This window comes from Halarcobacter mediterraneus, assembly GCF_004116625.1.
In the GTDB taxonomy this organism is placed as follows: Bacteria; Campylobacterota; Campylobacteria; order Campylobacterales; family Arcobacteraceae; genus Halarcobacter; species Halarcobacter mediterraneus.
Genome location: NZ_NXIE01000001.1, coordinates 790,236 through 802,426, shown reverse-complemented (window position 1 = coordinate 802,426; position 12,191 = coordinate 790,236). Strand labels below are relative to the sequence as shown.

The window sequence follows — 12,191 nt, the reverse complement described above, 5'->3', positions numbered from 1 at the left end:
ATGCAAGCACAGAATAATTGTTTTATAGGTTTTGAAGATGATTTTACTCAAGCTAAAGCTGTTTTATTTGGAGCTCCTTTTGATGGAACTACTTCTTTTAAACCAGGCGCAAGGTTTGCTCCTAATGCTATGAGAGAAGACTCTTGGGCAATTGAAAGTTACAGTCCATATTTTGATAAAGATTTAGAAGATTTAGAATTATTTGATTATGGTAATTTAGAACTTCCTTTTGGAGACAAAAAAAATGCTTTACGAATGATTCAAGATTTAACACAAGAAATTATTGAAGCAAATAAAATACCAATTATGATAGGAGGAGAGCATTTAGTATCCCTCGCTCCTGTAAAAGCTTTAAGTAAAAAATATAAGAATCTACAAATTATTCACTTTGATGCCCATACTGATTTAAGAAATGATTACTTGGGAGAAGCCTTAAGTCATGCTACTGTTTTAAGAAGAATTTATGACCAAGTAGGTGATGGAAATGTAAATCAATTTTGTATAAGAAGTGGATTAAAAGAAGAGTTTGAATGGGCTAAAAAACATACTCATTTAGAAAAGTTTACTTATAATACTTTAGAATCTTGTGTAAGAAGATTAAAAGAAAAACCAGTATATATCACAATTGATTTAGATGTATTAGACCCTTCAGTTTTCCCTGGAACAGGTACTCCAGAACCAGGTGGAATTTCATTTCATCAAATGATGGAAATCATAAAAATTTTAAGTAAACTAGAAAATGTAGTGGGAATGGATATTGTTGAATTAAGTCCTAAGTTTGATGCTAGTGGTGTTTCAACAGCAGTTGCCTGTAAAACTTTAAGAGAATTGGTTTTAGCAACAGTAAAATAATATTTGCAGTAAACTCTAAAAAAGAGTTTGCTGTCCTTTTTTGATTTTTTCAACTCTTTCAATGCAAGATTTCTCATCAAAAAGAACTTTATTTACATCTTGGGTAACTTTATAAAGTTCTAATTTCTCACTTGGATAAACTTTGAAAAGTGAATTTGTCTCTTTTAGACTTTCGCTATAAAGCCAAATTTTAAAGTCTTTTTTTTCTAAAACAATTGGCATACGATGATGAATTTTCCCTAGTTTTTCATTTGCATCACAAGTAATCAAAGCAACGGTAACTATATTCATATTTAATTCATTATCAAAGTATTCATCCCAAATCCCAGCAATAGCTAAATAATCTTGCTCTTTATCTTTTACAAAATAAGGAGTTTTTTCTTTATCTTCTATTTCCCATTCGAAAAAACCATTAATAGGAATAATACATCTTCTATATTTATAGGATTCTCTAAAGGTTACTTTTTCAAATATTGATTCACTTCTAGCATTTATATTCATACTTTTTTTATCTTTAGCCCAAGAAGGAAGATATCCAAAATGAGCATATAAATAATTACCATTATTTAGTAAAGTAGGAATTGGTAAAGTAGGTGGAATATTATACTTTTTATTTATAATTCTTATCATATCGTTTGATATTAATTCTTTAACATCATTCTTAAAAGATTTATCATCAAATATAGCTAAGCGACCAGGCAAATAATTACTCCAAGATTTTATTTTCATTATTTTAGCAAAATAATAATGAATAATTAAAATATATATAAATATATAAAATCTTGATTTAAATCAATATTTTTAATAATGATATTTGGTATCATTCTTGAACTAATTAATTAAAGGAGTAAAAATGAAAATTAGTAAAATTATTTTAGCAGGGCTATTAGCTCTTTCTTTAGGTGCTAGTTCTTTAGTAGCAGGAACACCAGGTATAACAGGAGTACATAGTGGGACATATGATTTTAATGCCCATAGACCAGATCAAGGTAATGCTCAATTCGGAACCACTCAAAAAAGTTATAATTGGACTTTAGATTTTGATAATGGAACAATAACTACTCAAAATGGTAAAGTTGATGCTCTTTTAGGTACAGGTATTCAATATACAATAGCAGGACCTAAAACTTTAGTTTCAAATGGTGATGGAACATATACTATAAATTATACTTTTCAACCTAATTTTAGTTTTTTTGGTTCTCCTATCTTTACTTTCTCAACTACACTTGATATCACAGAAACAGTTAATGGTTTGACTATTATCTCTGTAGATACAGAATCAAATGGTGTCCCTGGTACTATATCTAGTTCTACAACTGGAACTTTCCCTGTTGAATTAAATTGGTATGGATATACAAATTGATTTTATAAATAAAAAGTAAGTATCCCTTTTGGGATATTCACTTTTTATTTACTCTTACTCTTTTAATATACAAAATAATTTTAACTTTAAAAAATAAAGGATAACAATGAAAACAATACATAATATATTACTTGCAGGGGCGTTATTGTCAAGCGCAGGAACTGCTTTTGCAGCAGAAGAAACATCTTATACAAAACCAACTGGAACTTATGTTGGAACTTATAGGCTATTAATGAATACAGCGGATGAAAATGCATCAGGATTTGTATCTGGACTTCCTCTTAAAACATCAAGTGAAGGTGTAGAGTATATAACTTTGGGTTATAGTGTAAATAATGGCTTATGGAAATGGGATTTTGATAATATGAAAGTTACTTGGGGTGGAAGTCAACTTTATGCTTTAGAAGGCATTAGAGTGAGATTTCAACCTTATAATCAAAATGTTAAGGAAGAAAAAGATGGTGCACATATGGATGAAAATTCTAACTGGGTTGAGGCTAAAGAAACCTATCCTCATATAAGTTCAGAAGATGAAATTACAATGGATATTATTGATAATAATGATGGTACATATCTTGTTGATTTTGGTAAAAAAATTCATCTTTCGCTACAAAGTTATCCTTTTGGTAACACTACTGGTAAATTTAAAGTTAGCTTTCAGAATGAAAAATTAAAAATTGAAAGTTTAGATTATGAAACAGATGGAGGAGAATTAGATGGTATTCCAGGAGGAAGAATTGCAAATGTTTTTCCTCTTGTTGTTCAACCAAGTTACTACTCTGTAGAGATGAAAAAAGATACAGGAGAAGATAGTAACAATGATGGAATTACAGATATTGAAGCAGAATTCTTAGGATTAGATAAGAATGTATTAGATACTGATGGAGATGGAATAAATGATATAGATGAAATGATAACTATTTATACTCCTGAAGATACAGATGAAGATGGAATTCCTAATTATTTAGAAGGTGGAGAGGAAGCTCAAAAAGGTTATCTTTTAGGTAAATTTACAAATGAAATTGGTCCATCTTTTTCTATTGAGAATCAAGGAAAATATAGATTAAATGGTCAGTCTTTATTTTTTGAAGACTATAATCCTGAGTTAAAAAATAGAAGTACTCATGTTGTTATTAAGACTAGTGGAGATATTCCACCTAAAACAAATGAAAATGGTGTAGAAATATATTATAAAACACTTAATCTAAATTTTCATGATGATCTTGCTTTTGTCAAAGATAAAACTCAAAAACTTATTATGTCTTTTGAGGATAAAATTCCTGAAAACTTTCAAGCATATTTAGGTATTCAAAAATATTCTAGTGATAATGAGATTGATCCAGAAACAGGGAAAACAATATCTTATTATGATTATACAAAAATAACTTGGGAAAAAATATCTGAAAATCAAATTAGTTTTGATGCTTTTGATGAAGAAGGTCTTAGAGGTTCGGTAATCTTTGCAATGGGAGAAAAAAGAAAAGTATACTTTATTGATTCAGCAGTTGAAGGTATTAAATATACATATACTCAGTCTACACCATCTGAATTAGAATTTGTTAATTTAAATCCAGGCTATGAAGGAGAGATAGGAGAAGATGGGAGTTTCTATTATGGCTCAGGAGAAGTAAAATTTTCAGTAGGGAATGTAAAAATAGGGACAATCTCAAAAGTAAATGAAGATGGAAAGATTTTTATTCAAGATATAGTAGGAGTGCAAAGAGATAATTTAGAAAATGAAACCGTACTAAAAATAGCACAATTTCTGCAATCATTAGATAGTGATACAACAACAGAAAACATAGAGATAGATGATATATCAGTAGCAGCATTAGAAGCAGAAGGAATAAGAGATATCCAATCAAGTGATTTTAATGTAGAAGAAGTACTAACAGCAGCAAATATAGAGATAAAACCAATGGAAGAAGTAAAAGAACATCTAAAAAACTCATTAATAGCAAATGGAATAATAGAAGATGAGACAAATAGTGGAAATGATAATACAGATAATAGTGGTAGTTCAGGAGGAAGTGGAGGAAGCTTTTCTTGGTTATTACTTTCTTTACTAGCTTTAACATTATTTAAAAGAAAAAAATAAGAGAGAAAATATTATGCCTTACAATTTAAATAAGTATGTAATTATATCTTTATTCTTAGGAGCAAATATTTTATTTGCTTCTCAAGGAAAAGAAGACGTGAAATTAGATGATATAACTATACAAGAATCAGTAAATAAAAAAAATCCAGAAACTATAGATTTAGAAAATACATTAAAAGAAGTTCCAGGAGGAACAAATCTTATAAAGATGGATGATATTACTTCTAGTAAAGCTTCTATTTCAAAAGTTTTAAACTATGAACCAGGAATTATTGTTCAAGAGTTTTTTGGAGGAAATGACCAACCACGAATTAATATTAGAGGTTCAGGGATTCAAGATAACCCTGTAAATAGAGGAATCCAAATACTCTATGATGGGTTGGCTTTAAATCATCCAGATGGTTCTTTTATTATAGGAATGATTGACCCTGAACAAGCTGATCACTTATCTATATATAGGGGAAGTAATGCAATGCGTTATGGAGCTACTACCTTAGGTGGGGCGATTGATTTAAATATTAGAAATGCATATAATAGTTCAAATTCTTTAGCCTTTGAAGTTGGTTCTTTTGAATTTAGAAAAGCAAAAATGACATTTGCAGAAAAAATAGGTAAATTCGATTATCATTTATATGCAAGTCATTCTCAACAAGAAGGTTTTCGTAATCATAGTGAAGGTAAAAGAGATAGTATAGCTTTTAACTTGGGGTACACTGAGGAAAATTGGGATAATAGAACTTATTTTAACTATACAAAAAATGATTTTGATATTCCATTTTTATTAAGAAAAGAAGAAGCAAAAAACAATCCAGAACTTGTTATGGGAGAAGGACATGGACCTTTAGGTGAACTTTTAAATATCTCAATTAGAAAACCAAAAAGAGAATCAAAAGAGTATAGACTAGCAAATAAAACAAAAGTTTTTACAGAGAATTCAGTTCAAAAAATAGGTTTTTATACTTCAAAGACTGAAGATACTTTTAGAAATCCTTTAACTGAAATGGAAACTGACATTCGTAATTTTGGACTAGATTATTCTTTTAATTATAATCATCTTCTAAAAAATAACCTCTTAACAAACTATTTATTATTTGTTTCTGCAAATAAAGGTGAAATGCCAAGAACATATAAAAGTATAAATCCTTTAGATGGAAGTATTTTACGAAAAATTGCAGATGTTGATTTAGATGCTTCAAATGTTGTTCTTGGTGGTCAAGTAACACAAGAATTAACAAGTGATTTAAAAGCCTTAGCTTCAGTTCAGTGGGTATTAAATAAGAGAGAAATAACAGATAATAAAAGTAAAAATCTTTTAGACAGTGATTTTTCATATTCAGTTTTAAATCCTAAAGTAGGGCTTATCTATGAACCCTATGAAGACTTAAGATTATATACAAATTTTAGTACCAGTTCAGAATCTCCAAACTTTTGGCAACTTGCAACAGTTGTTGCAAATCCAGGAAATCCTTTAAATGATCATGTTCAAATAAATGATTTAAAAATGCAAAAAGCAAAAACTTTTGAAGTTGGGGTAAGTACAAAATATGAAAACTTTGATTTTAGTACGGCATTTTATTATTCAGAAGTAGATGATGAATTGATATCTGTAGTAGGGGACTTTGCAGTAAATGGAAAAACTATAAATTATGATGGAAAAACTATACATAAAGGAATTGAGTTAGGTGTAAAACATTTTATTGATTCAGTATTTTTAGAAAATGATAAATTTGTATCAAAACTAATTTACAATTATAGTCATTTTACTTTTGATGATGGAGAATATGAAGGAAAGTATTTAGCAGGTGTTCCTAAACATCTAATTCAAGCAGAATTTGGGTATTGGCCAAATAGTTCATGGTATTTAGGTGCAAATCTAAGGTTGCAACCAGAAAAAACTTATATAGACCATTATAATACAGAAAGTACTAAACAAGATGCTTATTATCTTTTGGGTTTAGAAACAAGTTATAACATTACAAAAAACCTTAGATTATTTCTTGACCTAAATAATATTACAGATGAAGTTTATCAAACAGCTTATGTCGTTAGAGGTTTAAGTGCCCCTGATTTACCAAACTTCATACCTGGTGCAGGCTTTAATCTTACTGCTGGTTTAGTTTATAAATGGTAATAGAATTGGAGAAAAAATGAAAAAACAAATAAAAAAATATTTACTTCTAGGTGCAATATTTGTTTCTACAAATATTTATGCAGCAGGAACAGCAGGTTTAACAGGTGTTTATACAGGAGATTATCAAATTACAGTTCGAGCTCACCCCACAGGGAATGTTTTAGGTTATGGTGTTAGAAGTGTTCCTTGGACTTGGGATTTTGATAAAAAAGAAGTAGTTATAACAGGTACTACTTTGTCTGTTGGATTTAATTATGCCTTCCATGATATTGATAATGCAGATCCAGACAATGATATTATTAATTTTGTAGATAATACAGATGGAACATATACTATCTTTCCACAATTTCAAATATATAAGCCTGATTTAGGTAATCCAAGAGCAAATACAACAATCACTTTCGAAATAATAAAAACAGATAATAGTTTAGAAATAAATACAATAGATGCAGAAGATGGAGTTTTAGATGGTATTTTAGGTACTCAAATTCCAGGAGTTTTCCCTTTAACTATTGAACCTGCACCAATGGGAACGGCAAGATTAGTAGGAGCTGATTGTAATGATGATGGAATAAGTGATGAAGATGCTATTAGATTAGGATTAGATCCTTGTAAACTTGATACTGATGGTGATGGTATTCCAGACTATATAGAAGTAGGAGAAGATATTAATAATCCTAAGGATAGTGATGGCGATGGGATTATTGATGCTTTAGAAGCAGGAGATTTAGCTTTTAGTTCAAACTCTATAGAAGATATCAAATTATTAAATGATAGTACTATTTCTATAAGTGTTGAAGAAAGTATGAATTTACAAAACGTTAGTGTAGAAAGTATGGAAACAGAAATACCTGATAATACCGGAATTGGAGATTTGATTGAAGATGATTTGACTTTAGGAGAACCAGGATTAGAGTATTCTCTAGGAAATCTAACTTTTACAACAGTTTTAAATGATTCTTCAAAGGATTCAACAACAGTTACTTTGAAGTTATCTTCATTTTTACCTGAAAAATTATTGATATATATGAAAGAATATGAGTCTCAAGTTTATAGTTTATTGGATTCTAATAAGTGGGAAAAAGTAGATGATAATACTATAAAAATCACAATAACTGATTTAGATGGTAAAGATTTAGATGGTTTAAAAAATAATGAAATTAAAACATCACTTGCAATAGCTCAAAACACATTAGGACAGATTGAAAGGAAGGATGAAAGTGCAGGAGGTAGTATTTATAGCTTATTATTGTTATTAAGTTTAATATTTTTACAAAAGAAATTTATGAAAAGAAAAATATAGCACTTGAAAAAGTGCTATATAACATCTTATTTTATAAATGTTTGAAGTTTATCTTTATTCAAAAGATTTAGGTTTTTATCTATAATTTCTAAATCTTTAAATTTTTTTAGACTTCTTGAAAAAGTTTCAGGGGAAATATTTAATTCAGCTGCAATTATCTTATTTTTTTTACTTTTAAACTCTTCTGGGCTTTTGTTTATATATTTAGCTATTCTTGTATCTATATCAAAGACTAAACTACTATCAATAAAAGTATTCATATATCTGATTTTTTTAGCTAAAGATTTTATTATTTGAAAAGAAATTTCACTATCATTTTTTAAGATATGATGAAACTCTTCTTTTTTTATAAGTGCAAATCTACAATTTTCTAAGCATATACAATTTGCAGGGAAAAGTAAGTCATCTAGACTTGCAGTTTCAGCAACCAAAGTTGGACCTACAAAATTATGCACTATAATTTCATTTCCTTTATGGTCAATTTTATATACTTTTACATTTCCATCCAAAAGTAAATAAAAATACTTAGGTTTCTCTCCTTCAAAAAAGAGAATAGTATTTTTATCAAAGTTTTTAAATAAAGTTATTTCTTTGATTTTTTTTAATTGAGTATCATTTAATGAGTTAAAAAGTTCTATGTTTTTTAATTTTTCCATTTTGTATTTTATCTATATAGCAGTAAAGAATAGATTATATTTTTTAATTAATTTTGAGATAAATTCTTGTAATTATTATTTTTAATCTTTATATATCGTTTAGTTATAAAATAGATAAATGTAGCTAATATTACTCCATAGAAGTGTGCATCAATTGCTACTTGGGCTTTTATAAGTTCTTCAATTTGCTTGCTTGCTCCAAATATTTGTTCATAAATAACTTTAAGCCATATTATTAAAATCATAAGATAGTTTAATTTTGATTTTTTTTCTAGATATAAACTATAAATTAATAAACCATGTAAAACACCAGATAATCCAACATAATTTATAATATCTTTGGAAAAAAAGTAGATACAAGTGCTTACTGCAAAACATAAAAAAGTAAATAAAAAAATATAAAATTTAAATGAAAAATTATTTTTGAATAAGAAAAAAATAAATGTAAAGGCAAAAGTATTTAGAATAAAGTGATAAAAGTTTGTGTGTAAAAAGTTTGCTGTAAATAAACGCCATAATTGAAGTTTTTCTATTGAATATAAATTGTATTCAAGATACTTATAAATTGAAGTATCTAAAATATAAAAACTAGTTAAAAGAAGAACAATAATAAAAAAAATACTATTGTTCTTTAAAACTAATTTCAATAACTTTACTTTAAGAGTGTTTTTTTATTATTTTTTTAACTTCTTCAAGAAGTTCTACAGAAGCATCAATTTCTGCTTTTCTAATTGCAACACTTTCAATATTGCAACCTACTGGTATATCTCTTTTTTTGCCAAAAATAAATAGTTCTTCAAAAATCTCTTTTGATAGTTTTACTGATTCAGCTAGAATATCTTTTGATTCTTTTAATTCTTCTTCTAAATAGTTAGGAATATTTATTCCTAACCATTTCATAAAGTCTAAGGTCTTTGAACTTCCACAAGGTGTTAAAGTAAAAATAATAGGAACAGCATCAATACTATTTTCTTTTACATATTTAGCATAGTCTGTTAAGAAGATTTTAGAAGCTTCAAGGTCATAAACACATTGTGTTATAAAGAATTCACAAGATTCATTTATCTTTGAAGCAACTCTTAGATGTTCATCATGCTTTTTTGAGTGTCTTTCTGGAATTGCTATTCCTCCAAGACATAAATTATCATTTACTTCTCTTTTTAAAGAGTAAGCTTCTTTAAGAGTAATATTTGTTTGCTGCTCATGACTAGCAGCTCCAACAAATACAGAATGAACTTGAGTTTCTCTTGTTTGCTCTAACCAAGCGGTAAACTGTTTAGCTGTATAGTTTCCCACTGCTCGATAAACTATTCTTGGAGTTTTTAGTTCTTGTAAATAATTTCTTGAATATTCACAAGGGTTTAAAGTCTTTATAAAAGGAAAAGGTCTTTTTTCATCTGTTCTATCTGATTCATCTTGAATATCATATAAAACAAGTCCATCTACATTTAGTTTTGAGATTCTATCAATATGCTTATTTGCAATTTCTTTAATCTCTTCTTTTGTGTGTTTTATTTTTGGTGGTGTAATTCCATATAGTAAAATTCCACCTTCTTTATTTCTTATCTTATCTGTTAACATTAAAAATCCAATTGTATTTATTAAATAAAATAGAATTTTACTTTTTTTATGGTTAAAATGATGTAAAACTAATAAACATTATAAGTTATATAAAATTTTATTTTTGTAGGTTCCTTAGGTCTAGGGTAATCTTTATATGCAATTTCAATTGCTTCTAAAATAGATTTATCATAAAAAGAATAGTTTCCAGGTTTTACAATTCTTAAATTACTTATATCTCCATTTGGATGTAAAACAAATTCAACAATGTTAAAATCATTCTTTCTAAGTTTAATGGCAAGTTCTGGAAATCTATAATGATTTCTTGTGATTTGAACAATAGATTTAATACTATTTTGAATAAAAACTTTCTGAACTTTTGTAAAAGAGTTATACTCTTCCCCATAAAGATCTAAATAACTCTTTGTAATTTCATCTAACATTTCTTTATCTAAAGGAATGGGTTCAGCTAATAAAAAGTTTTCTAAAGATCTTTTTTCAATATCTTTTTCTCTTTGCTTAAAAGTTATCTTGGGTTCTTTTATCTCTTTTTTAGGTTTTGGTATTTTTACTACTTCCCTTTTTTTTACAGTTTTAGGTGGTTTTTTTGCTTCTTTAAATTTCTTTGGTCTTTCAACCTTTTTTATACTTTTCTTAGGTTCAGTTTTTTCTATGACTTTTGGTTTATTTTCAGGTTTAGGTTTTAATTTTACATACTTTACAGCAGATTTATTAATTGGTTTTTCTACTTGTTTATTTTGCTTTTTAGGCTCAGTTTTTTTTGTTTCAAAATTCATTAAAAATAAAAGATGAAGAATTATTGATAAAATAAAAGCTGGTATAATAAGTTTCATAACGCAATTATAGTAGAATGTTGCTTTTAATTATAGAAGAAATTGAAAAACTTTTAGAAAAAATAATGAGAAATAGGATATTAATATGTTTGAAAAATCAGTTAAAGCTTATAATGACGCTTGTGAAGTAATTCCTGGTGGGGTTGACTCTCCTGTTAGAGCATTTAAAAGTGTTGGGGGAACACCTCCTTTTATAGAAAAAGGAGAAGGAGCGTATTTAATAGATGTTGATGGAAATAGATATTTAGATTTTGTTCAAAGTTGGGGACCTTTGATTTTTGGACATTGTGATAGTGATATTGAGCAAGCAGTTATCCAAACAGTTAAAAAAGGTTTATCATTTGGGGCACCAGTAGTTTTAGAAACAGAACTTGCTGCAGAAATTGTAGAAATGTATGACAATATTGATAAAGTAAGGTTTGTAAATTCTGGAACAGAAGCAACAATGTCAGCAATTAGACTAGCAAGAGGTGTTACTGGAAAAAATAATATTGTTAAGTTTGAAGGTTGTTATCATGGACATTCTGATTCACTTTTAGTACAAGCAGGTTCAGGAATGGCAACATTTGGAACACCAAGTTCTCCAGGAGTACCAGCTGATTTAACAAAACATACTTTAGTTTGCGAATACAATAATATAGAAGATCTAAAAAAATGTTTTGAGCAATCAGATGATATAGCTTGTATTATAATTGAACCAATTGCAGGTAATATGGGATTTGTTCCAGCAAGCAAAGAGTTTTTAAAAGAGTGTAGAGAACTTTGTGATAAACATGGAGCTTTATTAATTTTAGATGAGGTTATGACTGGATTTAGAGTTTCTTCGACAGGAGCTCATGGTGTTATTGATGTTAAAGGTGATATTGTAACATTTGGAAAAGTAATTGGTGGTGGTATGCCTGTTGGAGCCTTTGCTGCAAATAAAGATATTATGGCTCATTTATCTCCTGATGGAGCAGTTTATCAAGCTGGAACTTTAAGTGGAAATCCTGTTGCAATGGCAGCTGGGCTTACAAGTTTAAGAAAAATTAAATCAAATACTTCATTATATGAAGAACTAAATAAAAAAGCACAAAGATTAGTTGATGGTTTAAAAGAAGCTGCAAATGCAAATTCTATTGGACTTCAAGTTAGAACTATTGGTTCAATGTTTGGTTTCTTTTTTGCTGATAAAGAACCAAAAAACTTTAAAGAAGTAAGTGAATTTTGCAACTTTGATAGATTTGGTAAATTTCACCATGAAATGATAAAAAGAGGTTTCTATTTTGCTTGTTCTCAATATGAAGCAGGATTTATCTCAACTGCAATTACTGATGAAATGATAGATGATTGTATTAATGCAGCAAATGAAATTATGAAAGAATTATAGGAAAA

The 12,191-nt window shown here is 28.1% G+C and carries 11 protein-coding genes; 6 read left to right on the top strand and 5 right to left on the bottom strand.

The window, feature by feature from the left end:
• Positions 1-852: an agmatinase gene (gene speB / locus CP965_RS04085; RefSeq protein WP_129060769.1), complete on the top strand. Its 852-nt coding sequence runs from the start codon at positions 1-3 to the stop codon at positions 850-852.
• Positions 853-867: 15 nt separating this feature from the next.
• Here speB and CP965_RS04080 read toward each other — a convergent pair whose 3' ends face one another.
• Complete coding sequence (locus CP965_RS04080; RefSeq protein WP_129060768.1) at positions 868-1,581, bottom strand: SOS response-associated peptidase; 714 nt, start codon at positions 1,579-1,581, stop codon at positions 868-870.
• A 124-nt stretch (positions 1,582-1,705) separates the two neighbouring features.
• Between CP965_RS04080 and CP965_RS04075 the strand changes: the two genes are divergently transcribed.
• The 4 genes from CP965_RS04075 to CP965_RS04060 all read left to right on the top strand — a co-directional run bounded on the left by CP965_RS04075 (position 1,706) and on the right by CP965_RS04060 (position 7,747).
• A complete protein-coding gene (locus tag CP965_RS04075; protein WP_129060767.1) occupies positions 1,706-2,215 on the top strand; it encodes a hypothetical protein in 510 nt (169 codons plus the stop codon).
• A gap of 106 nt (positions 2,216-2,321) precedes the next feature.
• Entirely contained in the window at positions 2,322-4,313 is a 1,992-nt protein-coding gene (locus CP965_RS04070) for a GlyGly-CTERM sorting domain-containing protein (protein ID WP_129060766.1), read from the top strand.
• 13 nt (positions 4,314-4,326) lie between these two features.
• Entirely contained in the window at positions 4,327-6,444 is a 2,118-nt protein-coding gene (locus CP965_RS04065) for a TonB-dependent receptor family protein (RefSeq protein ID WP_129060765.1), read from the top strand.
• A 16-nt stretch (positions 6,445-6,460) separates the two neighbouring features.
• On the top strand, positions 6,461-7,747 hold the full coding sequence (locus CP965_RS04060) for a choice-of-anchor U domain-containing protein (protein ID WP_129060764.1): 1,287 nt from the start codon (positions 6,461-6,463) through the stop codon (positions 7,745-7,747).
• 26 nt (positions 7,748-7,773) lie between these two features.
• Here the strand turns inward: CP965_RS04060 and CP965_RS04055 are convergent, their stop codons facing one another.
• The 4 genes from CP965_RS04055 to CP965_RS04040 form a co-directional block, all read right to left on the bottom strand.
• Entirely contained in the window at positions 7,774-8,403 is a 630-nt protein-coding gene (locus tag CP965_RS04055; RefSeq protein ID WP_129060763.1) for a Crp/Fnr family transcriptional regulator, read from the bottom strand.
• Between the two features lie 47 nt (positions 8,404-8,450).
• Positions 8,451-9,050 carry a rhombosortase gene (rrtA, locus tag CP965_RS04050; RefSeq protein WP_129060762.1) on the bottom strand — a complete coding sequence of 200 codons (600 nt, stop codon included), beginning with the start codon at positions 9,048-9,050 and terminating at the stop codon, positions 8,451-8,453.
• 10 nt (positions 9,051-9,060) lie between these two features.
• On the bottom strand, positions 9,061-9,984 hold the full coding sequence (locus CP965_RS04045) for a methylenetetrahydrofolate reductase (RefSeq protein ID WP_129060761.1): 924 nt from the start codon (positions 9,982-9,984) through the stop codon (positions 9,061-9,063).
• Positions 9,985-10,052: 68 nt separating this feature from the next.
• Entirely contained in the window at positions 10,053-10,817 is a 765-nt protein-coding gene (locus CP965_RS04040; RefSeq protein WP_129060760.1) for an energy transducer TonB family protein, read from the bottom strand.
• 85 nt (positions 10,818-10,902) lie between these two features.
• Here CP965_RS04040 and hemL point away from each other — a divergent pair, with 85 nt between their 5' ends.
• Complete coding sequence (gene hemL, locus CP965_RS04035; RefSeq protein ID WP_129060759.1) at positions 10,903-12,186, top strand: glutamate-1-semialdehyde 2,1-aminomutase; 1,284 nt, start codon at positions 10,903-10,905, stop codon at positions 12,184-12,186.
• Positions 12,187-12,191 lie beyond the last annotated feature (5 nt).

What these genes read in the sequence shown, in the direction of transcription:
- speB (WP_129060769.1), top strand. Translation starts at nt 1, where the DNA reads ATGCAAGCACAGAATAATTGTTTTATAGGTTTTGAAGATGATTTTACT.
- CP965_RS04080 (WP_129060768.1), bottom strand. Translation starts at nt 1,581, where the DNA reads ATGAAAATAAAATCTTGGAGTAATTATTTGCCTGGTCGCTTAGCTATA.
- CP965_RS04075 (WP_129060767.1), top strand. Translation starts at nt 1,706, where the DNA reads ATGAAAATTAGTAAAATTATTTTAGCAGGGCTATTAGCTCTTTCTTTA.
- CP965_RS04070 (WP_129060766.1), top strand. Translation starts at nt 2,322, where the DNA reads ATGAAAACAATACATAATATATTACTTGCAGGGGCGTTATTGTCAAGC.
- CP965_RS04065 (WP_129060765.1), top strand. Translation starts at nt 4,327, where the DNA reads ATGCCTTACAATTTAAATAAGTATGTAATTATATCTTTATTCTTAGGA.
- CP965_RS04060 (WP_129060764.1), top strand. Translation starts at nt 6,461, where the DNA reads ATGAAAAAACAAATAAAAAAATATTTACTTCTAGGTGCAATATTTGTT.
- CP965_RS04055 (WP_129060763.1), bottom strand. Translation starts at nt 8,403, where the DNA reads ATGGAAAAATTAAAAAACATAGAACTTTTTAACTCATTAAATGATACT.
- CP965_RS04045 (WP_129060761.1), bottom strand. Translation starts at nt 9,984, where the DNA reads ATGTTAACAGATAAGATAAGAAATAAAGAAGGTGGAATTTTACTATAT.
- CP965_RS04040 (WP_129060760.1), bottom strand. Translation starts at nt 10,817, where the DNA reads ATGAAACTTATTATACCAGCTTTTATTTTATCAATAATTCTTCATCTT.
- hemL (WP_129060759.1), top strand. Translation starts at nt 10,903, where the DNA reads ATGTTTGAAAAATCAGTTAAAGCTTATAATGACGCTTGTGAAGTAATT.